The following is a 19,633-nucleotide window of genomic DNA, read 5'->3' as shown; positions in this document are numbered from 1 at the left end:
CCGGCCTGCTGGCCCTCAGCACTTCAGCCCCTTGGGTAGCGGCCGCAGGTAGGAGCGCAGCGGCGCCGTGATGCCCTCCCGGCGAAAGCCCGTTTCCTTGACCAGCCGTCCCCGCGTGTCAAAAGCGCCGCGCACGTCCAGCAGGCGCCCCACAAAGCCCGTCCACTGCACCTGCACGCCGGTCAGCCGGCCGGCGCGGTCGTAGCTCTGGCGCACGCGCAGGGTGTTGTCGGGGACGAGGCGGGCGTAGTCCAGGCTGCGCACCTGGTCGGCCCGGTCTAGCAGGTAACGGGTCTCGCCCACCTGACAGGCTTTTAAGCCGCCGACGGCGGACACCGCTGGGGCTTTGGTATACGGCACGGGCGGCAGACCCTGAGCACTCGCTAGAGTCAGAAGGGTACAGGCAGCCAGCAGCAAAGGTTTCATGGCGCCCAATACGGCGTGGCCTGCGGCCGGGTTGCGTGGCGTGGTGGTCATGGGTGCGGCGGGCCTTTGGGGTCACGCCACGGCGAAACGACCAGGCAGATGACCCCCAGCACACACAGCCAGAATCCCCCTTGCATCAGGAGCAGACCGGGGCTGACGTCGGGTGCGTCGTCCAGCGCCTCGGGGCCGCCGCCTGCCAGCAGCAAGAAGCCCAGGCCCAATCCTGGCAGAGTCAGCAAACCGCCAAGGACCAGCCCCAGCAGGCCCAGCACCACGCCCAGGGTGCCGGCCAGTCGCCAGGGCCGGTGGAGTGGCGGCGAACTGCTTATGCGCGGTCTCCCAGCAGCCGCAGCACCTCGCGGGCGCTGTGCAGAATTGGCGTGCCCGGCCCAAAGATGCCTGCCGCCCCGGCTTCACGCAGGGCCGGATAATCCTGCTGCGGAATCACGCCGCCCACCACGACCAGAATGTCCCCGGCGCCTTCGGCCCGCAGCGCTTCAATCAGCTGCGGCACCAGCGTCTTGTGCCCGGCCGCCTGGCTGCTGACGCCCACCACATGCACGTCGTTCTCAATCGCCTGGCGCGCGGCTTCTTCCGGGGTCTGAAATAGCGGGCCGACGTCCACGTCAAAGCCCAGGTCGGCAAAGCCGGTGGCAATCACCTTGGCGCCCCGGTCATGGCCGTCCTGCCCCATCTTGACCACCAGAATGCGGGGGCGGCGACCTTCCGTTTCGGCAAACTGCTCAATCTCGCCTTGCAGGCTGGCGAAGCCCTCGTCGCCCTCGTAACCGGCGGCGTACACGCCCGACAGGGTGCGGATCTCCGCCGAGTGGCGGCCCCAAACTCGCTCTAGAGCGCCCGACACCTCGCCCACCGTGCAGCGGGCCTGCATGGCAGTGACACTCAGAGCCAGCAAGTTGCCTTCGCCCGTACGGGCAGCCTCTTCCAGGGCGTCCAGGGCGGCTTGAACCGCCTGCGGGTCCCGTTCTGCGCGCACCCGGTCCAGCCGGGCAATCTGCGCCTCACGCACGGCGGCGTTGTCAATGTCCAGCACGTCCACAGGCGTCTCGGCGCTGGGGCGGTACTTGTTGACGCCCACAATCACGTCCTCGCCCCGGTCAATGCGGGCCTGTTTGCGGGCGGCACTTTCTTCAATCCTCAGCTTGGGGATCCCGCTTTCAATGGCCTTGGCCATGCCGCCCAGTCCCTCGACCTCGCGTATCAGTTCGCGGGCTTTTTCGGCCAGGTCATGCGTCAGGCGCTCCATTAGGTAGCTGCCGCCCCAGGGGTCCACCACCTGCGGAATGCCCGTTTCTTCCTGCAAGACCAGCTGCGTGTTGCGGGCAATTCGCGCCGAAAAGTCGGTGGGCAGGCCAATCGCCTCGTCAAACGAGTTGGTGTGCAGGCTCTGGGTGCCGCCGAACACTGCCGCCATAGCCTCGATGGTCGTGCGGATGACGTTGTTGTAGGGGTCCTGCTCGGTCAGCGACCAGCCTGAAGTCTGGCAGTGGGTGCGCAGGGCGCGGCTCATGGGCTTTTTGGGCCCAAACTGCGCCATCAGTTCGCTCCACAGCAGCCGGGCGGCGCGCAACTTGGCCACCTCGGTGTAAAAGTTCATGCCAATGCCGAAGAAAAAGCTCAGGCGGCCGGCAAAGTCGTCAATCGTCAGGCCCTTGGCCAGCGCGGCCTTCACGTACTCCACCCCGTCGGCCAGGGTGTAGGCCAGTTCCAGCGCGGCGTTCGCTCCAGCTTCCTGAATGTGATACCCCGAAATCGAGATGGAGTTGAAGCGCGGCATGTCCTTCGCCGTGAATTCGATGATGTCGGCAATGATCCGCATGGACGGTGCCGGCGGGTAGATGTATGTGTTGCGCACCATGAACTCTTTGAGGATGTCGTTCTGGATGGTGCCCGATAACTCGTCCAGCCGCGCCCCTTGCTCCAGCCCCGCCACGATGTAGCCGGCCAGAATAGGCAGCACGGCGCCGTTCATGGTCATGGACACCGACATCTCGCTGAGCGGAATGCCGTCAAAGAGAATCTTCATGTCCTCGACGGAGTCAATCGCCACGCCGGCCTTGCCCACATCGCCCACCACACGCGGGTGGTCGCTGTCGTAGCCACGGTGGGTGGCCAGGTCAAAGGCCACCGACAGGCCCTTTTGCCCGGCGGCCAGGTTGCGCCGGTAAAAGGCATTGGATGCCTCGGCGGTCGAAAAGCCCGCATACTGCCGAATGGTCCAGGGCCGCGCGGCGTACATAGTGGCGCGCGGCCCGCGCGTGAAGGGCGGCAGGCCCGGCAGCGTGTCGGCGTCCACGCCGTCCAGGTCGGCTGCGGTGTACAGGGGTTTGAGGGTCAGGCCCTCGGGGGTCTCGCGGTTGAGGCGCGCGGGGTCAGCGCCCTTCAGGTCTTTGCTCGCCAGCGCTTTCCAGGCGCTCAGGTCGGCGGGGGGGTGGGTCATGGTGGGTGCCTCCGTTCTCTCCCATGATGCCACGGCCTGCCTAACGGGCGTTTGGAAACGGGCGGTTTCGTCTGGTCATAAAAAACGTCCTGCGAATCTGTTCATGGAAAATGTAAGAACTGTTAGAATAGGGGGCGTGACCCTTCCCGCCCCTGCTGCCCGCCGCGTCAAACTCGCGCCGAGCATCCTCGCCTGCGATTTCACCCGGCTGGGTGAGGAACTGCGCGCCATTGAGAGTGCCGACTGGGCCCATGTGGACGTGATGGACGGCGCCTTCGTGCCCAACATCTCGTTCGGGCTGCCCATTTTGGCCGCCGCCCGCGCCGCCAGCCCACTGCACATGGACGTCCACCTGATGATCGAGCGGCCTGAACGGTATCTCAAAGACTTTGCCGACGCCGGGGCGGACAGCCTGACCGTGCATGTGGAAGCCACAGCGCATATCCACCGCGCCGTGCAGCAAATCAAGGAACTGGGCAAGCAGGCGGGCGTGACCCTCAATCCGGGCACGCCGCTTGAAGCCCTGCGCCCGGTGCTGGCCGATGTGGACCTCGTGCTGATCATGAGCGTAAATCCCGGCTTCGGCGGCCAGAAGTTCATTCCGCAGAGCCTGGAGCGCATCCGCACCGTGCGCCGCTGGCTGGACGAACTGGGCAGCGCCGCCGAGTTGCAGGTGGACGGCGGCGTCAGCGCCGCCAATGCCCGCGCGGTGGTCCACGCGGGGGCCGACAATCTGGTGGCGGGCAGCGCCGTGTACGGCAAAGACGGGGCTCAGGCGGGGCTCGAGCGCCTGCGCGAGGCGCTGAAGTAAGCCATGCGCCTGCGCGTCGATTTGTTGCCGCATGGCCAGTATCCCGATGTGGTGCTGGTGATTGATGTGCTGCGCGCCACCACCACGGCCGTCACCTACCTTGAGCGCGGCGCCGACGCCCTGCTGCTGACGGCCACCCCAGAAGTAGCTCTGGCCCTGCGCGGCGGTGAAGACGGCAGTCCCTACCTGCTGGGCGGCGAGCGCGGCGGCCTGCCTATCCCAGGCTTTGACTTTGGCAACAGTCCTGTCGAGGCGACGGGCCAGAATTTCACGGGCCGTACGGTCGTCATGAACACCACCAACGGCACGGGCGCGGCCCATACGGCGGCCCAGACCGGCAAGCACATTTTTCTGGCGGCCCTGACCAACGCCCACGCGGCGGCCCGCCGCGCCCGCGCCACCGCCACTGAAGAAATCGCCATCGTGTGCGCAGGCACAGACGGACAGGTGGGCCTGGAAGATGTGTATGCGGCCGGCGTTCTGGCGGAGTACCTGCTGGCGATGGGCGAATTCACGGTGGATGACGGCGCCCGCATCGCCCTGACTGTGCGGCGCAACAGCGGCAATCCTCTGGAAGCCCTGAGCAGCAGTGGGCACGGCCAGCATCTGGGTCGCCTGGGCCTGGGTGAAGATGTACGCTTCGCCGCTGGGCTGAGCACCAGCACGCTGGTCCCGGCCCTGACCCTGGACGGCGATCCGCCAGAAGGCACCCTCAGGTTCACGGCAGGTTAAGACATGGGCTTCTAGGTCTGTGCCTGCGGTCAGGGTCTGTCCATTACGCTGCGCTCATGACTGCTTTGCGCCTGACCGCTGCCCTTGTTCTGCTGACCAGCGTGGCCCACGCCGCCACCTACAAAGACGCCTCTGGAACGTTTTCGGCCACGGCGCCGGCCGGCTGGAAACAGGGTACGTATCCCGGCACAGCGGTGGTCTTTGCGGCGCCGCCCTCGAACGGGTTTGCCCCCAACATCAACGTCATTGTGCAGACAGTTCCGGCGGGCACCACCCAGGCGGCTTACCACAAGCTCAGTGTGGCGCAGATCGGTCAGCTCATCACCGACGGTAAGGTGCTGGGCAACAAGGCCGTGAGCGTGGGTGGCCTGAGTGGCAATCAGGTGGCCTACACCGGGCGCCAGGGGCAGTACAAGCTCTATTTCATCTCGACTTACGCGGTCAAGGGCACCAAAGCGTATGTCATTACCGCGACGACCCTTCAAGGTCAAGAAGCGAAGCTATCGCCAGTTAATGTCGCGTTCGTCAAGGGCTTCAAAGTGCTGAAGTAAAAGGGGAGAGCCGGCGCTGGCTGACAGCCTTTTGAAGCAGGCCCTCATGTTGCCCTTACTCTGCTCCGCTGATGTTGGCGCCTGACACGCTGGCCCGATCTGATGTGAGCTGCGGCGCTGACGGAATAGGGTGTAGAGCAAGTGCAAGGAAAGGGAAACAGCGCCCCTGACCCTCACCGCTTCTCTACGCTTTACCCTGTGCGTCATGACGGCTTCTGACCTTCAATTGCCCGCTGTGACCCCGGCCGACACCGTGGACTTCACGGCTATTCCCAGTCCGGCCTTTGTGCTGGACGAATCCCGTCTGCGCCGCAACCTCTCCCTGATTGCCCACGTGCAGCGTGAAAGTGGGGCGCAGATCATCGTGGCGTTCAAAGGTTTTTCCATGTGGTCGGCCTTCCCGCTGCTGCGCGAGTACGGCATCACTGGCGCCACCGCCAGCAGTCTGAACGAAGCGCTCCTGGCCAAAGAAGAAATGCAGGGGGAGGTGCATGTGTACGCCCCGGCCTACAGCGACGAGGACTTTCCCCGCATTCTGGAACTGGCCGACCACTTGGTGTTTAATTCCTTCTCGCAGTGGCAGCGGTTTAAGCCCCAGGTCGAGGCGGCGCGGGCTTCTGGGCGGACTATCTACGTCGGCATTCGCGTCAACCCCGAATACGCCGAGGTCGAAACGGACCTGTACAACCCCGCTGGCCCCTTTTCCCGCCTGGGGGTTACCCGCCGGGAATTTCGCGCTGACCTGATGGACGGCGTGGACGGCCTGCACTTTCACACGCTGTGTGAGAAGGACAGTGACACCCTGGAGCGCACCCTGGAGGTGTTGGAGCGCAACTTCGGTGATGTGCTGAGGCAAGTGAAATGGGTCAACTTCGGCGGCGGCCACCTGATGACCCGCGAGGGCTACGACATCCCGCGCCTCATTCGGGTGGTGCGGGCTTTCCGAGAGAAGTGGGGCGTCCACGTCATCCTGGAGCCGGGCAGCGCTTTTGGCTGGCAGACGGGCTGGCTGGTCAGCAGCGTGCTGGACGTGGTGCACAACGTCAAAGACGCTGTGCTGCTGGACATTTCTGTGTCGGCGCATATGCCGGATGTGCTGGAAATGCCTTACCGCCCCCGCATTCTGGGTGCCGGCGATCCCCCCGAACATGACCACCGGGAAGCGGTGGACGCCCCCCCCGGCCACGCTTACCTGATTGGCGGAACCACCTGCCTGGCCGGTGACGTAGTGGGCGAATATGTCTTTGAGCAGCCGCTGGCAATCGGCGACCGCGTGGTCTTTGACGACATGATCCATTACACGATGGTCAAGACAACCTTTTTTAACGGCGTCAAGCACCCGGATATCGGCATTCTGAGAATGGATGGGTGCTATGAACGGGTGAAAACCTTCGGCTATGAGGACTTCAAGGCCAAACTGAGCTGAAGTGCACAGCAAGCCGCGCCCTGGCCAGGGGCGCGGCAGTTGCTGGAACCTATTTGTAGTTTGCGAAAGAGGCGAGGAAGCGGAGGAACGTGACCGGCCACGTCCCAGGGCCAATTGGAACCCGCAGGCCGCTGCGCACATTGCAGCGGACAAAGCGGGAGAAGCCAGAGCTGGGTCACACTCGGCGCCCAGCCGCGCACAGATCAAATTGGTCTTAACCTCTTGGAACTGAAGCCAGTGTAGACCACGCGACTGATGAATGGCTGAATGGCTCCGCAGCGACTCTCATCGGTTGTCTCATCTTCCGTCAGGCCGGTCGGGAGGCGAGGGCGGGCTGATCGTTCCACGACCATCAGTAGAAACCCCCGGCCGAGTGGCCGGGGGCTGAACGTTCATAGCTTCCGGTTACTTGCGGTACACCATTGGCACGCCATTGACGGTGCGGATGGTGCCACCCTCAAAGTCGGCGGCCCAGGCGCCGCTCAGCTGGTACTGGTCGCGGCTGGGAAAGCCCAGGAAAGAGCCGCTGCCGCCCAGACCCTGATAGGTCTTCAGGACGTCGCCCGTGAGCCAGAAGGTGCCGTATTTTTCAGTGCCATACAGCGCGCCACTTTGGAAAAAGCCGTACAGGCCGCTGGTGCCGTAGGTGTTGCGCGGAATAACCTTCTCGTCACCGGCGGCCCAGCCCAGGCGGCTGGGAGGACGCACGCCCCCGTTCTCGGCCTTGGCCAGCGCCAGATAGCGTTCCAGCAGCGCCCCATGCACCGCATAAGAGCGGCTGGACCCGTTGGCGTGCAGCAACACGGCGTCCCCATAAGCGCCCACCCCACCGAACTTCTGCCACAGGCCGTCGCCCCAGGCCACGGCGTAGGTGGTGGCGGTGCCCAGGCTCTCTTCGCCCTTCAGGCGTGCGTAGGCGTCAACCATCGCCTGATCACGGCTGCCGTCCTGTTTTTCACCGGGCTCAATGCTGGTGTTGGGGGTGGGCTGCGGCTGAGGTTGGGGCGCTGGGGGCTGGCCCTGGCCGGGCGTCACGGTCACTGTGCCTGTCGCGCCGCCCTGCACGGGGGTGCCGCCCACCCGGAAGGTCACCACGTCTGTGGTCCAGCCGTCGGCCGGCAGAGGATTGACCACGATGCTCAGGGCGCGGGCCAGATTGTCCTGCCCCTTGACCCGGACCTCGGCAAAGCCCTGATTCTCGGCAAAGCGGGCAATGTCATTCAGGTCCAGTTCTTTCTTGCTGGCCAGTGCCAGCAGGCGGTCCTGCCCATTGGGGCCGCCCACCGTCAGGGTGTATTTCGCGCCCTGAGGAGGAAAGACACGGGTGACGCCGGCCTTGACGAAGTTACTTTCCTCGTAGCTGTTGGGGTAGAACAGATCAATCTCGCCGTTGGCGTTGACATTGAACAGGTACACGTAGGCGTCCTGGTTGGTTTTCACCGCAGCGTTCAGGCGCTCGCCCTTGCGGTAAGTGGGATTGGCCTTGCCGCTGGCGTCTTTGTTCACCCAGACTTCAACGTTCAGCTTGGTCTCGACAGGGTTCACGATGATGCTTTGGGCAGTGATCTTGGCGGGGCTGGCGGCGGCCAGGCTCAGGCCCAGCAGGGCGGTCAGGGTCAGGGTACCTTTCGTGTTCATGGTGCCTCCTTGGTATGGGGCCACCGTAAGGCACAAAACTGACCGAAGACTGAAAAAGACTGTTGCAGCAAGGCTTTCTCAAGAGCGCTTTAAGGGTCTGTCAAGACTGAGCGGGTTGTTTTGAGAACTTGGTTCCCCTTAGAGATGACCAGTTCGGCCAGGGCTAACAGAGCTAAGTAGGTCGAGAATAAGAAGTAGGCTTAAGGCATGGGGCGTCCTGCTCGACGAATCGAGATCAGTGAAGCAGCCGATCACCAGCTCCGAGCACTGGAATTCAACAGACATGTGCATCCGAAAGTGCGTTTCCGTGCGACCTTGCTTCGTTTGCACCGCGTGGGTTGGACGGTTGCGCAGCTCGCGCAGCACTTTGACCGCAATCCGCAAGCGGTGCACAACGATCTGACGCGCTTTGAACAGCAGGGTGTGGCGGGGCTTGCCGATGGGCAAGCCCCAGGCAAACCGCCGTTGGTCACCTCTGTGATTGAGCCGTTTCTGCACGAGAAACTGCGCAAAGACCGCTTCTGGACGGCCTCGCTGCTCTGTGAAGCGGTCGCGCAGCAGTTTCAGGTGACGATGAGTCCTCGGACCATGACCGCGCACCTCCACCGTCTGGGCTACACCTGGAAGCGGGCGAGTACCTCGCCCGCCAAAGCCTCCGACCCGACCGTGATATACGAACATGCGGCGTCCATCGAGACACTGAAAAGGGGGCACTGGACGGCAAACTTCGTCTGAGTTTCCTGGATCAGACCGGCTTGGGGTTGATGCTCTCTGTCGCTTCGACCTGGACGCCCCGAGGCTCGGGATGTCAGTTCGAGATCCCCACGCGGTGGGGATCAAGTGGGCGTATCAACCTCATGGGCTGTCTGAGCTTTGATGGGCCGATGACCCGTCTGGCCGTGCGCGAACTGAGCGGGAACTGCACGGGTGAACAGGTGATCCAATTCCTCGACACCGTGGCGCAGACCTGTACCCCACAGCGCTTGACTGTAGTCGTGGTGGACAATGCGCCCTTTCACAAGGGCGCCGCTCTGCGACAGAAGATTCCCCAGTGGGAGGAGCAGGGGCTGTATCTCCGGTATCTGCCGCCCTACGCGCCGATGTTGAATCAGATCGAAGCGGTCTGGCGACGACTCAAAGGGTTTTGACTACCCAGACGCTGCTATGACACTGTTGCACAGCTGCGCAATGCCCTCAGCACCGCTTTCACAGTCCTTGGGGCTCATGGCAGTTTTCAGAGCCATTGAGGGTAACGACAGTGCTTGAACCAGCCCGCACAATCGCTGGGTCGTACGGCGTGCACCGCGCAGTGAATCGCGTCGCTGGCGGTCGTCCTCGTCCGTGCTTCGAGCCGTCTCGTTTCGGCCTTGAGTTTAGAGAACATCATTTCAATTGGATTCAAGTCCGGCGAATAGGGCGGTAGAAACACCAACACCGCGCCCTGCGCTTCAATCAACGCGCGCACCTCCGTTCGGAGGTGCGCGCCCAAGTTATCCATGATCACCACCTGCCCGGCCCGAAGTTCTGGGCCCAAGACGCGCTCAACGTACGTCACGAACACATCACCATTCACGCCGCCATCCACCACTCAGGCGGCACAGGGACCATTCAGCGTCACACCGCACAGCAACGTCACATTGGTGCCCCGGTTCCGGGGCACCGTCCCGAAGGCCCGCTCACCGCGCGGTGAGCGGGCGAAGGTGCGCGTCATGCTGGTATGGAACCCGCTCTCGTCCAGGTAGATCAGATCGTTTGGGTCGACGTCCAACAGGTCCTGTGCAAACAAGGTGCGCCAGGCATCGTCACGTTCCGCGGCATGCAGGGTCTTTTTTTCTCGTCCAGTGCAGACTCTGAATGCGGCGCCACAGCGTGGCGATCGACAGTGGACCATGCTGTTCACGCCACAGTGTGACGTGTTCAGCCAGCGTCCAGTCCGGGTGCGCTTCCAGTTGCCTGAGCAGCACGTCGTGCTGCTCAGGTGGAAGGACACGTGGTGGACTGCCGGGAATGGGTCGTGGAGCGAGCGGTTGCTGCTGACGGTGGAGTCGCCAGTACCGTTCCACGGTGGCGAGACTGACCTGGAAGTGCCGAGCGACTTCGGCCTGGGTCAGGCCGTTTTGCACGGCGTGCACGATCCGTTGTCGAAGGTCGAGGCTATCTCCACGCATAGGTCACACTACCCCTCAACTCCTCTGAAAACCGCTGTCAGTTTATCTAACAATGATCCGCGACCTACTTAACTAACCGGGGTAGGCTTCAACATCCGAGCTGGCCCCGCTCTGCTGCACAGATCAACCGCAGCAGTGTGATGGAGTTGGTATTCCGCATGAAGGGGCGCATGCTGTCTCGGCTCTTTGAAGGGTATCGCTCTGGTCAAACTCTGGGGGAGCTGGCCGCTTTCCAATCAGACCCCGCCGGGTTTATCTCCTCCACCTGCATACAGAGCGGCTATGACTCCTCGCAATCGGCCGCACTCTACCTTCAAGAACGACAAAGAGGCGCTTTTCTAAAAAGGGCAAGCTGCTGGTGTGGTCCTGGCAGAGGCTGCTCCTTGTCCTCATGCACTCAACTGCTCAGGCGGGTGGCCAGCCACAGGGCCAGCGGCGCCAGCAGCAACGCAGGCAGGAGGCTGCCGACCCGTACCCGGCGGTCTTCAAAACCCAGCCCGGCCAGCATCAGGTTCCAGCTAATGCCGATAATGGTCAGGCCACCCGCGCCCGTGACCAGCAGGACATAAGGGTTGGTTTTTAAAAGGTCGGGGTCGGCGCCGCCCAGCAGCCCACTTGCCAGGGCGCCGGCAGCCAGGCTGATTCCACCCTGCAGCAGCAGCACCGTGACAGCGCTGAACCCCACGCCGATGCCGTAAGCGCCGGCCAGCGCCAGCGCGGCAATCCCGTCCAGGGTGCTTTTGAGGATGTAGGTTGATGCGTCGCCCGTCAGGCCGTTTTGCAACCCGCCCACCACAGTCATGGGGCCAATACAGAACAGCAGGCTGGCGGCCACAAAGCCTTCCGTAAAGCGGCCGCCGCCCCGGAACCGGCGTTTCAGGGTGTCTCCCAGGCGCTCCAGCCGCTCTTCAATGCTCAGCGCCTCGCCCAGCACCGCGCCGAGGGCCAGGCTGACCAGGGCCAGAATCACACCGGGCACGGCGCCGCCCTGAACGCGGTTCAGGCTACCGGCCATGTCCAGGCCGATAAACAGCGTCACTAGACTCAGGGTTTGCAGCAGGGTGCGCTGGGTACGTTCGGGCAGACGGTGGCCGATCAGCAGGCCCAGGGCCGTGCCCCCCAGCACGGTGCCCACGTTGACCAGGGTACCCGAAAGCTGATCAAGCAGGCTCACGCGGCACCAGGGCGGCGCAGGCCCAGACAGAAAAGAAGTGTGGAGAAACAGAGCGGCGCTGCCGGAAGCCTGGTCATTCTGTGCCCGACTGTAATGCAAAACTGCGTCTGGGGCTGCTGCGCGACCTGCGCCGCCCTGCGCGTGGGCGAGCGGCGTCTCAAGAAACAGGTAAGGCAACCCTGACCCCGGCTTGACAGGCAGTATGCTACGGTTTGGACAAGTTGAAGCGTATGACCCGTCTCTTCTCCCTCTGGCCGCGCCGCAGCGGTGGGCCAGGCGGTATGGCCAGCGGCTGCGACATGAAGGCGTCTGACGCCGTGACAACTGAGTGTGACTGTGGGGCTGCCTCTGTGCAGCCCCGCTGCGTTGAAGGAGGCCCAAAGTGACCCTATCCAACCAGTACCAGAACATGCCCAAACTGCTCAAGGTCAGCGAAGTGGCTGACTTTACCGGCACCCACGAACGTACCGTGCGCCGCTGGATTCGGGACGGCCGCCTGAGCGCGGTCGAGCATCCCAGTGGCCTGCGTGTGCCTCGCCGCTCGCTGTGGCGGTTTCTGGGGCTGGACCTGGCGCTGAGCGCGTAACCTCTGGACACACCAAACAGTTCTGGGCAGTGAGGTGTAGATAAGGCGCCACTGGCGTCCTATCTGGCCTCGTCTTCTTTTGCAGCCCACTCGAAGGGAACACCCTCAGGCTGAAGTTCAGCCGAATGGGCAAGACCCTGAAAAGGGACCACGCCCTGGGATGAAGTGAAGAGCCGCTGATAGAGCAATTCTGGGCTCTTGCAGAGGGTGAGGCGCGGTGTTTTTCGCTGTTCGGTGAGCCTGAGTTTGCCAGGTTGCGTGTGCTGGCCCTGTGCCATAGTGGCGACCATGTCGGACTTGCTGGCGGCCCTGAGTGAAGCCATTGACCAGCACCCGGAACAGGCGCAGGCACTGTGGGAGGCACTTTCACCGTCTGACCAGAGACAGGCGGCGGCGTTGGCTCTGCGACTGGGGCGCCCTGGGCTGACGCTGGCCTGGACCACTGACCCCTTGCTGAGGGCTGCAGCCTGGCTGCGGCGGGGCGAGGTGGCGGCAGCTCTGAATGATCTGAGAGGGGTGCCGAGCAGCGCCCGGTCGGCAGTGCTGACAGCCCGCGCCCTGCACCAACTGGCTGCGCCCGAGGCCGGTGCAGCCGCCCAGAGCGCCCGCCGCCTGGCCCGCGTCGAGGGCGACAGCGGCGCACTTGTGGCGGCCGTGACCCTTGTGGCTGAGCAGGAGCTGCTGGCGGGGACAGCGCCCTACGCCGCGCTGCGCACCCTGGCAGAAGGCCTCAAGGTGGCCGAGCTCACCGGGCAGCCAGCCGACGCGCACCTGCTGGCGGTGCTGGCCGCCGCTCAGGCCCGGCTTAATCCCCGCAAGGCGGCGCAGACCGCTGGGAAAGCCCTGGCCCGCAGCGAAGCCCGCAGCCCAGCGCGCGTGCTGGCGCTCCAGGTGCTGGGGCAACCCGAGGAAGCGGCCGCTCAGGCGAGGACAGGCGAACTGGCGCCGGTCTGGTGGGCCGTTATGTCACCCCCGCCTGTGCCCAGCTGACTGTAAAAGGCACGTACGGCGGCGGCTGAATAAACGCGCGCGGCCCTGGATTGCCGTGCAGATAGACACTTTCCAGGGTCCAGACGTTGCGCTCCTGCAAGGTGGCGTACAGCGCCGCACCCGTCTGCACCTCGTCGGCGGGCAGTGGGAGACGAGTCCAGTGGGCTGCCAAGAACGCTTGGCACAGCTCGGGGGCTAGGCCCAGGCTCAGGTGCAGGCAGCGCACAAGTTCCCAGGCGCGGGGAGCCAGGCGGGTCTGTTCCCATACCTATTGCGGTTGAATGTCTAACATTCAACCCGAGCGGAGCGAGAAGCAACAGCGGCGTGCTGCGGGAAATGGAAGAACATGCCGGCGCCTTTCTGGCATGTTCTGGAATTGGACGCAGCGCGCCCAGTCAATCAGGGCGCTGGGGTGGCCATTAGAGAACAGGACGTTGCCGTCATGGTAATCGCCGTGCAAAAACCGGGTGGGCAGATCGGGCACCGTGTCAGGCAAAGGTGCCGTCCGCAGATGCAGGAGGCGCTGCTCTAAGTGGGTCAGCGCCCAGCGGTCAGTGGTATCCAGGTCAGGCAGAGCCAGGATGGCGGCGCGGACAGCGTTCAGCCGCTCCTCGGTACGCGCCACGCTGGCTGGTGGGGCCAGGAGGGGCACCTCAAACGGTACCTCTGGTGGCAGCCGGTCATGCACGGTGGCCAGGAAGGCGCCCAGGGCCGCAGCCGTCTGCGGGTTCAGGTCAGCCCTGGGGATGGGCTGGCCCGGCGCCCGTTCAAACAGCGCCGCCCAGTCCTCACCCAGCCTGGCCAGAACGCCGCCCTGATGCGTGGGAGCAGGAGCCGGGGTCGGCACCCCCGCCGCGCGGGCCACCTGCACCGCCGCCAGCTCCCGCTCGGCGCGTTCTCTGCGGGGGTCCCGGTACACGCGCAGGTGAAACAGGCCAGCCCCGGCATCAACCTGGAACGCCCCGTTGATGCTGCCCCCACCCAGGGGCGTGACCCGGTGCACGGTGCCGATAGGCCACAGACCGGCTAACGTGGCCGCCCGCCTTCACCCCGGCTGTACGTCCAGCCGCGCCAGGCCGCGAATGACAAAACCGCCGGTGTAGTGTCCCGGCTCTTCGGGATTGGCCAGGCGCAGCTTCGGCAGGGTGCGGCACAGGGCGCGCAGGCTCAGGGCCAGTTCCAGCCGGGCCAGCGGCGCCCCCAGGCAGTAGTGAATGCCCAGGCCAAAGGTCAGGTGGGGGTTGGGGTCGCGGCCCAGGTCAAGTTCGTCGGGGGCCGTGAATTTCTCGGGGTCCCGGTTGCCACTGGCGTACAGCAGGCTCACGCGGTCGCCGGGCTGTAGGGCCGCGCCGCCGATGACCAGCGGGTCCAGCACAATCCGCTCGAACATGGGCAGTGGCGTGTCAAAGCGCAGCAGCTCCTCTATGGCCCGGCGAAAGATGGCCAGGCTGTCCTCTGCGTGTGCCGCTGCTACCAGGGCGTCCCAGTGGTGCCGCTGGCGCAGCAGGGCCAGCACCCCGCCCGACAGGCCGTTCACGCTGGCTTCGTGTCCGGCGTTCAGGAGCAGAATGCAGGTGTCCACCAGTTCCTGCTCGGTCAGGCGGTCGCCGTGTTCCTCGGCCTGCACCAGCGCCGTAATCAGGTCGTCCTGGGGCTGGGCACGGCGCTGGGCGGCCAGGTCGCGTAGCAGGGCGCTGAAGTCCACCACCGCCTGCTCGGCTTCGGCTTGGTCGGCCGCGCTGGATGACGGTTCGTACAGCTTGACAATCGAGGCCGACCAGGGCCGCAGCTGATGGCGCTCGGAGCCAGGCACGCCCAGCAGTTCGGCAATCACGGTGACTGGCAGAGGTTCGGCGTAGTCGGCCACCAGGTCAAAAGTGTCCCTCTGCCCCAGGTCGTGCACCTGCGCTTCTAAAATCGCCTCTATGCGCTCCGCCAGCGCCTCGACCCGGCGGGGCGTAAAGGCCAGTTGCACCAGCGAACGCAGCCGGGTGTGCTTGGGCGGCTCGCTGTCCAGCAGGTGGTTGCTGTTAAAGGCGTCAAAGGTGGCCTGGCGCGGGTCGGGGGGCGGCCAGCCCAGCTCGTCGCGCGAGTAGCGGTGCAGGGCGCTGCGGCCCAGGCGGCGGCTGCGCAGCACGGCGCTGATGTCTTCGTGGCGGGTCAGCACCAGTCGGTTCATACCAGGGTCGTAGAAGACGGGCGTTTGGGCGCGCAGTTCGGCCAGCAGGGGATAGGGGTCCCGCACAAAGCCGGGGTCAGTCAGCGGCAGCGAGACAGTGGGCAACCCCTCAGAACCGGGCCGCGTCAAAGGAACTGCTGCCCTTCCACGCGCAGGGGACGCTCCTCGGGGTCGGGGGTGAGGGGGGGCCGGGTCAGCAGGGCCACCCCCGCCGCCACGGCCGCCCGGCGCGCGGCGTGGGCATCTGGGCCGGCAGTACTGTCGCCTGCCGGGGCGCCACTGCCAGAAGCGGCCACAGGGCCCGCGCCGCGCGGGGCCACAGGGAGGGTGCCCTGCGGCAGCGCCAGCTCTTCGGGCGCCGCGTGGCGGGCCGCCAACTCGGAAAAGGAAGTGGTCAGCGCGCGGTAGGCGCTGAGAAACTGCGCGTATTCCTGGCGGGCACCGGTCAGGCGGGCCGTGAGCTCGGCGTGCCGTTCGCCAAACGCCCGTTCCAGATCGGCCAGCCGCTCGGCCTGCGCCCGCTCCCGCCCGGCGCTGAGGTCGTGGTGGGCGCGCTCCAGGTCGGCGGCGCGCGTCTGGGCGGCGCTTTCCAGCTCGGCCATGCGGGCGCGGTGCCCGGCTTCAAGCGCCTCGCGCCGGGCCTGGGTCTCGCCGGCCAGGGCGTCGCGCTGGGTGCGGGCCTCGCTCACCATCAGTTCGGCCTCGCGCACGGCGTTCTCGCGCAGCTCGTGGGAAATGCGCTCGGCGGCCACGACCGCGCGTCGAATTTCATCCTGATGCTGACGCTGTTCTTCAAGCTCGTGCTGGAGCGTGCTGATCTGCTCGCGCAGCGCCTGCTGCTCTTGCAAGAGGGTTTCTATGTCGTCGGACAGGTCGCCCAGAAAGGTGCGCACAGCGGCGCGGTCATAGGCGCCCAGCCGGGTGGGGAACTCCTGGTGCCGCACGTCAAGGGGGGTGAATTTCACGAGAACAGGCTCCTTCCCACCCGCACCAGGGTGGCTCCAGCAGACACGGCCAGCGGATAGTCCCCGCTCATGCCCATGCTCAACTCTGACAGACCCAGGTCCTGCGCGCGCCGTGCGGTCTCTCGGAAGAGGTTCAGCAGGCGCTCGTCCCGGTCGGGGTGGCCGTCCAGATCCGGCGCCATCACCATCAGGCCGCGCACCGTCAGCCCGGTGGCCTGCACCTCGCGCAGGAGGCCCGGCAATGCGGCGGGTTCGGTGCCGTGCTTCTGGGCTTCACCATTCTGGACCTGAAGCAGCACGTCTGGCGCGCGGCCCCAGCCCTGGGCGGCCTGGGCAATGGCCTCGGCCTGCCACGCGGCTTCCAGGCCGTGGACCAGCGTCACTGGGCGCAGATACTTGACCTTGTTGCGTTGCAGCGGCCCGATAAAGTGCCACTCCTGCTCGGGCCAGGCGGCGGCTTTGTCCCGCAGTTCCTGGGCGCGGCCCTCGGCCAGTGGAAAGGCGCCGCAGGCCAGCACGCAGCGCTCGATGGCCTCCAGCGGCTGCCCTTTGGTGACCGCCACCAGCCGGGCGCTACCTGCCGGGCGGCCCGCGTCGGCCTCGGCGGCGCGGATGGCGGCCAGCACCTGCGGCACACTCACAGGGAACCTGGCTGCGGTGGAGGCCGGACAAGGCCGAAGGGTTGGTGAGGGCACACAGGCTTATTCTCACTCAGGCGCGCAGTCAGCTCAAGCCAGCCCGGCGCACGGCCCATCAGGGCGCAGCGGCGCGTCCTGGGCTCATCTGCACCCAACCTTCACCCTTCTCAGGCACAGAGCCGCAAGTGTGAGCAAGACTTTGCGGCGCCCAGCCCCCAGCCTGCCTGCCAGGCGGGGGTGATTTCCGGGGTGATTCCGCAAGATTAGAGGAGAAAGATGCGACACCCCCTGACCCTTGCCGTGACCATTGCTCTTGCCGCGCCCGCTGCCGCCCAGACGGCCGGAACGGTGCAGGAGGTCACGGTGGTCGGCACCACCGAGCTGCTGACCAATTTTGTGCGCGCCACCCTGTCGGTGCAGACCGGCGCGCCCCTGTCCAGCGTGAATCTGCGTCAGGTCGAGCAGGAAGTGGTCGCCAGCGGCTATTTCAAGAGCGCGGTGGCCGAGTTGCGCAGCGTCTCTGGCCGCGACAGCCTGGTGATTACGGTGGTGCCCAACCCGACCATCAAGGACGTGGCCATCACCGGCCTGAGCTTTCTGCCCGCCGACGGCTTTAAAAAGAGCGTGGCCGATCTGCTGAACATCGCCCCCGGCGCCACGCTGAACAACGTGCGGATTGAGGAGGCCAAAGAAGCCCTGGCTTCCAACTTCCAGGGCGAGGGCTACCCCTTTGCCCCCAGCATCAGCAGTGAGGTGAAAACCGAGGCCGACGGCACCGTCACCGTGAACTTCGTGGTGGACGAAACGGCCCCGATTACCCGCGTGGAGGTCGAGGGCGTCACCCTGCTGCCGGCCAGCACGGTGACGGCCATCTTTAAGCCACTGTACGACGCCCGCCGCTTTACCCCTGACGCCTACTACGCGGCTGTGCAGGGCCTCCAGCAGGCCTACGACGACGCCGGGTACCTGCAGGCAGGTGTGAACACCCAGACCACCTCGCTGGAAGGCGGCGTGCTGAAGGTGCGCGCCCTGGAAGGCCGCGTCACAGCGGTGGACACCAGCGACCTGGAGAGCCCCCAGATCGCGCTGCAAACCCAGGCCGGCCAGCCCATTACCCTGGCGAAGTTGCAGGCCGACGTGCGCGCCCTGGCCAACCAGACCGGGCAGCCGGTGGGCTTCGCCCTGCAACCCAACCCCCAGAACCCGGCCCAGGTGACGGTGCTGTTCGGTTCGGCGGGCGTGGCGTCTGGCCCAGTCAAGACGATTGCCTTCCAGGGCAATACCCTGGTGCCCACGGCCACGCTGCAGGCCGCCGTGAAAACGAAGGTGGGCGACGTGTACAGCCCCCAGCTGGCGCAGGACGATTTCTTTGCCCTGCGTGACGCCTACCGCCAGGCGGGCTACGAGATCAGCACGCGGGACGCCCTCACCTTCGAGAACGGCACGCTGACCTTTAACCTGCGCGAGGTGCGCGTAGCGGGCTACGAGTTGCAGTGGCAGGGCAACCACAAGACCAAGGACCGGGTGATTCTGCGCGAACTGCCCGAAGCGGGCCGGGCCTTTAACCGCAATGAGCTGAACGCTGCCCTGGGCCGCATCGCCCGTCTGGGCTTCGTGCGCGTGGTGACCGAGCAGGTACGCAGCGACCCGGCCAACCCCGAGAGCATCACCTACGTGGTGGGCCTGGCCGAGACGACCAGTGGCATTCCGGTGACGCTTGGCCTGACCTACGACTCGTTTGCGGGCGGCTTTGGTGGCGACGCTGGCTACACGAACAACAATGTCTTTGGCCTGGGTCACAACTTCACCGCGACCCTGGGGGGCCAGCAGAACGAGGCCGGGCAGAATCTGGTGGGCAACGTGGCCTACACGATTCCCTGGCTGGATATCGACTTCCTCGACTTCCGCCGGGTGCCGACCTCGGTGTCGGCGGCGGCCGGATCGAACGTGACGGGCAATCAGCCTCTGGTGAGCAAGGCGGGCGACACCCCTGGCAGCACCGACACTGGCTGGGATTACACCACCCGCACGACCAGCTTCAGCGTGAACGCAGGCCGCAGCCTCGCCCGCAACCTGTACGCCAATGTGGGCGTCGGCGTCGGCTACAACGTGTATTACCTGGAGGCCTTGCAGTCCAGTGACAAGAACACGGTGACCTATACGGACGCCAATGGCGCGACCCAGACCCGCACCTTCAGTGAGGCGGACGCCAGGGCGCTGCTGCCCACCAACTCGCTGATTACGGGCATTACGGCCGGCCTCAGCTACAACTCGACCGACAACGGCGAATTTCCTGGCCGGGGCATCAAGGCGGACCTGGGCGCGCGCTATAAGTTCGGCACGCAGAACAATGTCAGTGTACGCTGGACCGAGATTGAGGGCGGCGCCAGCACCTACTTCGGCTTCGGGCGAGACCTCGAAAAATCGCTCGGTGTGACCACCAAGCAGCAGGTCTTTGCCGTGCGGGCGAACGCGGGCACGACGCTGGGCCTGGACACCGCGCCGCTGGGCACTGGCTACGGCGTGGGCGGCGGCGGCTCGGCCAACCCGGCCCGCCACATCCGCGGCCTGAACGACAGCGAGCTGTTCGGCCCCAACTACGCGACCGCCAGCGCTGAATACCGTTACGACTTCGGCCTGAAAGCGGGCATTGCCCAGGGCCTGTACGGCGTGCTGTTTGCCGACGCCGGCACGGCCTGGGGGACGGCGGCCAACCCCGACCCCAGCCTCAAGTACGGCATCGGGGCCGGCGTGCAGCTGAACCTGGGCATCGGCGGCACCCTGCTGCCCAGCCTGCGCTTTGACTACGGCTTCAGCCCCCAGACAGGTCAGGGCAAGTTCTACTTCCGCCTCGGCAACTTCTGGTAAAGCATTTAGGTGGCCGAGGG

Annotated in this window: 22 protein-coding genes; 9 read left to right on the top strand and 13 right to left on the bottom strand. The window is 65.4% G+C overall.

What is annotated here, in order from left to right:
* Positions 1-15 precede the first annotated feature (15 nt).
* Genes K7W42_RS02385 through scpA form a run of 3 tightly spaced genes read right to left on the bottom strand, consistent with a single transcriptional unit; the run spans position 16 to position 2,887 of the window.
* Complete coding sequence (locus K7W42_RS02385) at positions 16-477, bottom strand: hypothetical protein (RefSeq protein WP_224571891.1); 462 nt, start codon at positions 475-477, stop codon at positions 16-18.
* Positions 474-698 carry a hypothetical protein gene (locus tag K7W42_RS02380; RefSeq protein WP_224571890.1) on the bottom strand — a complete coding sequence of 75 codons (225 nt, stop codon included), beginning with the start codon at positions 696-698 and terminating at the stop codon, positions 474-476. The genes K7W42_RS02385 and K7W42_RS02380 overlap by 4 nt, the downstream gene beginning before the upstream one ends.
* A 53-nt stretch (positions 699-751) precedes the next feature.
* Positions 752-2,887, bottom strand: a complete 2,136-nt coding sequence (scpA, locus tag K7W42_RS02375) for a methylmalonyl-CoA mutase (RefSeq protein WP_224571889.1) — start codon at positions 2,885-2,887, stop codon at positions 752-754.
* A gap of 103 nt (positions 2,888-2,990) precedes the next feature.
* On the opposite strand from scpA, the gene rpe reads away from it, so the two are divergent.
* The 4 genes from rpe to nspC all read left to right on the top strand — a co-directional run bounded on the left by rpe (position 2,991) and on the right by nspC (position 6,407).
* The gene (gene rpe, locus K7W42_RS02370; protein ID WP_439648845.1) at positions 2,991-3,698 is read left to right on the top strand and encodes a ribulose-phosphate 3-epimerase; all 708 of its coding nucleotides are present in this window, start codon (positions 2,991-2,993) and stop codon (positions 3,696-3,698) included.
* A gap of 3 nt (positions 3,699-3,701) precedes the next feature.
* Positions 3,702-4,430, top strand: coding sequence for a 2-phosphosulfolactate phosphatase (locus tag K7W42_RS02365; protein WP_224571887.1), 729 nt, complete (start codon positions 3,702-3,704; stop codon positions 4,428-4,430).
* Positions 4,431-4,486: 56 nt separating this feature from the next.
* A complete protein-coding gene (locus K7W42_RS02360) occupies positions 4,487-4,981 on the top strand; it encodes a DcrB-related protein (RefSeq protein ID WP_224571886.1) in 495 nt (164 codons plus the stop codon).
* Positions 4,982-5,186: 205 nt separating this feature from the next.
* Positions 5,187-6,407, top strand: coding sequence for a carboxynorspermidine decarboxylase (gene nspC / locus K7W42_RS02355; RefSeq protein WP_224571885.1), 1,221 nt, complete (start codon positions 5,187-5,189; stop codon positions 6,405-6,407).
* 405 nt (positions 6,408-6,812) lie between these two features.
* On the opposite strand, the gene K7W42_RS02350 is transcribed toward nspC, so the two are convergent.
* A complete protein-coding gene (locus tag K7W42_RS02350) occupies positions 6,813-8,045 on the bottom strand; it encodes a DUF4384 domain-containing protein (RefSeq protein ID WP_224571884.1) in 1,233 nt (410 codons plus the stop codon).
* Between the two features lie 207 nt (positions 8,046-8,252).
* Here K7W42_RS02350 and K7W42_RS02345 point away from each other — a divergent pair, with 207 nt between their 5' ends.
* Positions 8,253-8,780, top strand: coding sequence for a winged helix-turn-helix domain-containing protein (locus tag K7W42_RS02345; RefSeq protein ID WP_224571883.1), 528 nt, complete (start codon positions 8,253-8,255; stop codon positions 8,778-8,780).
* Between the two features lie 29 nt (positions 8,781-8,809).
* The gene (locus tag K7W42_RS02340) at positions 8,810-9,193 is read left to right on the top strand and encodes a transposase (protein ID WP_255638902.1); all 384 of its coding nucleotides are present in this window, start codon (positions 8,810-8,812) and stop codon (positions 9,191-9,193) included.
* A gap of 86 nt (positions 9,194-9,279) precedes the next feature.
* On the opposite strand, the gene K7W42_RS02335 is transcribed toward K7W42_RS02340, so the two are convergent.
* The 4 genes from K7W42_RS02335 to K7W42_RS02320 all read right to left on the bottom strand — a co-directional run bounded on the left by K7W42_RS02335 (position 9,280) and on the right by K7W42_RS02320 (position 11,387).
* Positions 9,280-9,618, bottom strand: coding sequence for a transposase (locus K7W42_RS02335; RefSeq protein WP_224571882.1), 339 nt, complete (start codon positions 9,616-9,618; stop codon positions 9,280-9,282).
* Positions 9,619-9,633: 15 nt separating this feature from the next.
* Entirely contained in the window at positions 9,634-9,813 is a 180-nt protein-coding gene (locus K7W42_RS02330; RefSeq protein ID WP_224571881.1) for a transposase, read from the bottom strand.
* A gap of 34 nt (positions 9,814-9,847) precedes the next feature.
* Complete coding sequence (locus tag K7W42_RS02325; protein ID WP_224571880.1) at positions 9,848-10,213, bottom strand: helix-turn-helix domain-containing protein; 366 nt, start codon at positions 10,211-10,213, stop codon at positions 9,848-9,850.
* A gap of 397 nt (positions 10,214-10,610) precedes the next feature.
* Positions 10,611-11,387 (bottom strand): DUF554 domain-containing protein, encoded by a 777-nt coding sequence (locus tag K7W42_RS02320; protein WP_224571879.1) that lies wholly within the window; start codon positions 11,385-11,387, stop codon positions 10,611-10,613.
* 409 nt (positions 11,388-11,796) lie between these two features.
* Between K7W42_RS02320 and K7W42_RS02315 the strand changes: the two genes are divergently transcribed.
* Complete coding sequence (locus K7W42_RS02315; protein ID WP_157445459.1) at positions 11,797-11,973, top strand: helix-turn-helix domain-containing protein; 177 nt, start codon at positions 11,797-11,799, stop codon at positions 11,971-11,973.
* A gap of 288 nt (positions 11,974-12,261) precedes the next feature.
* Positions 12,262-12,963 carry a hypothetical protein gene (locus K7W42_RS02310; protein ID WP_224571878.1) on the top strand — a complete coding sequence of 234 codons (702 nt, stop codon included), beginning with the start codon at positions 12,262-12,264 and terminating at the stop codon, positions 12,961-12,963.
* On the opposite strand, the gene K7W42_RS02305 is transcribed toward K7W42_RS02310, so the two are convergent.
* From K7W42_RS02305 to K7W42_RS02285, 5 genes are all read right to left on the bottom strand, one after another.
* Positions 12,935-13,189: a hypothetical protein gene (locus tag K7W42_RS02305; protein WP_224571877.1), complete on the bottom strand. Its 255-nt coding sequence runs from the start codon at positions 13,187-13,189 to the stop codon at positions 12,935-12,937. The genes K7W42_RS02310 and K7W42_RS02305 overlap by 29 nt on opposite strands.
* A gap of 66 nt (positions 13,190-13,255) precedes the next feature.
* On the bottom strand, positions 13,256-13,966 hold the full coding sequence (locus K7W42_RS02300) for a phosphotransferase enzyme family protein (protein ID WP_224571876.1): 711 nt from the start codon (positions 13,964-13,966) through the stop codon (positions 13,256-13,258).
* Positions 13,967-14,008: 42 nt separating this feature from the next.
* The gene (locus K7W42_RS02295) at positions 14,009-15,247 is read right to left on the bottom strand and encodes a cytochrome P450 (protein ID WP_224571875.1); all 1,239 of its coding nucleotides are present in this window, start codon (positions 15,245-15,247) and stop codon (positions 14,009-14,011) included.
* A 20-nt stretch (positions 15,248-15,267) separates the two neighbouring features.
* On the bottom strand, positions 15,268-16,107 hold the full coding sequence (locus K7W42_RS02290) for a DivIVA domain-containing protein (RefSeq protein WP_224571874.1): 840 nt from the start codon (positions 16,105-16,107) through the stop codon (positions 15,268-15,270).
* Positions 16,104-16,748 (bottom strand): YggS family pyridoxal phosphate enzyme, encoded by a 645-nt coding sequence (locus tag K7W42_RS02285; RefSeq protein ID WP_224571872.1) that lies wholly within the window; start codon positions 16,746-16,748, stop codon positions 16,104-16,106. Before K7W42_RS02285 ends, K7W42_RS02290 begins: the two co-directional genes overlap by 4 nt.
* A 273-nt stretch (positions 16,749-17,021) precedes the next feature.
* Here K7W42_RS02285 and bamA point away from each other — a divergent pair, with 273 nt between their 5' ends.
* The gene (gene bamA, locus K7W42_RS02280) at positions 17,022-19,613 is read left to right on the top strand and encodes an outer membrane protein assembly factor BamA (protein ID WP_224571870.1); all 2,592 of its coding nucleotides are present in this window, start codon (positions 17,022-17,024) and stop codon (positions 19,611-19,613) included.
* Positions 19,614-19,633 lie beyond the last annotated feature (20 nt).

Source organism: Deinococcus betulae, assembly GCF_020166395.1.
GTDB lineage: Bacteria > Deinococcota > Deinococci > Deinococcales > Deinococcaceae > Deinococcus > Deinococcus betulae.
This window is presented reverse-complemented; position numbering and strand designations above follow the sequence as displayed.

Coding starts and splice junctions, on each gene's coding strand:
- K7W42_RS02385 (WP_224571891.1), bottom strand. CDS start 477: ATGACCACCACGCCACGCAACCCGGCCGCAGGCCACGCCGTATTGGGC.
- scpA (WP_224571889.1), bottom strand. CDS start 2,887: ATGACCCACCCCCCCGCCGACCTGAGCGCCTGGAAAGCGCTGGCGAGC.
- rpe (WP_439648845.1), top strand. CDS start 2,991: ATGGAAAATGTAAGAACTGTTAGAATAGGGGGCGTGACCCTTCCCGCC.
- K7W42_RS02365 (WP_224571887.1), top strand. CDS start 3,702: ATGCGCCTGCGCGTCGATTTGTTGCCGCATGGCCAGTATCCCGATGTG.
- K7W42_RS02360 (WP_224571886.1), top strand. CDS start 4,487: ATGACTGCTTTGCGCCTGACCGCTGCCCTTGTTCTGCTGACCAGCGTG.
- nspC (WP_224571885.1), top strand. CDS start 5,187: ATGACGGCTTCTGACCTTCAATTGCCCGCTGTGACCCCGGCCGACACC.
- K7W42_RS02350 (WP_224571884.1), bottom strand. CDS start 8,045: ATGAACACGAAAGGTACCCTGACCCTGACCGCCCTGCTGGGCCTGAGC.
- K7W42_RS02345 (WP_224571883.1), top strand. CDS start 8,253: ATGGGGCGTCCTGCTCGACGAATCGAGATCAGTGAAGCAGCCGATCAC.
- K7W42_RS02340 (WP_255638902.1), top strand. CDS start 8,810: ATGCTCTCTGTCGCTTCGACCTGGACGCCCCGAGGCTCGGGATGTCAG.
- K7W42_RS02325 (WP_224571880.1), bottom strand. CDS start 10,213: ATGCGTGGAGATAGCCTCGACCTTCGACAACGGATCGTGCACGCCGTG.
- K7W42_RS02315 (WP_157445459.1), top strand. CDS start 11,797: ATGCCCAAACTGCTCAAGGTCAGCGAAGTGGCTGACTTTACCGGCACC.
- K7W42_RS02310 (WP_224571878.1), top strand. CDS start 12,262: ATGTCGGACTTGCTGGCGGCCCTGAGTGAAGCCATTGACCAGCACCCG.
- bamA (WP_224571870.1), top strand. CDS start 17,022: ATGCGACACCCCCTGACCCTTGCCGTGACCATTGCTCTTGCCGCGCCC.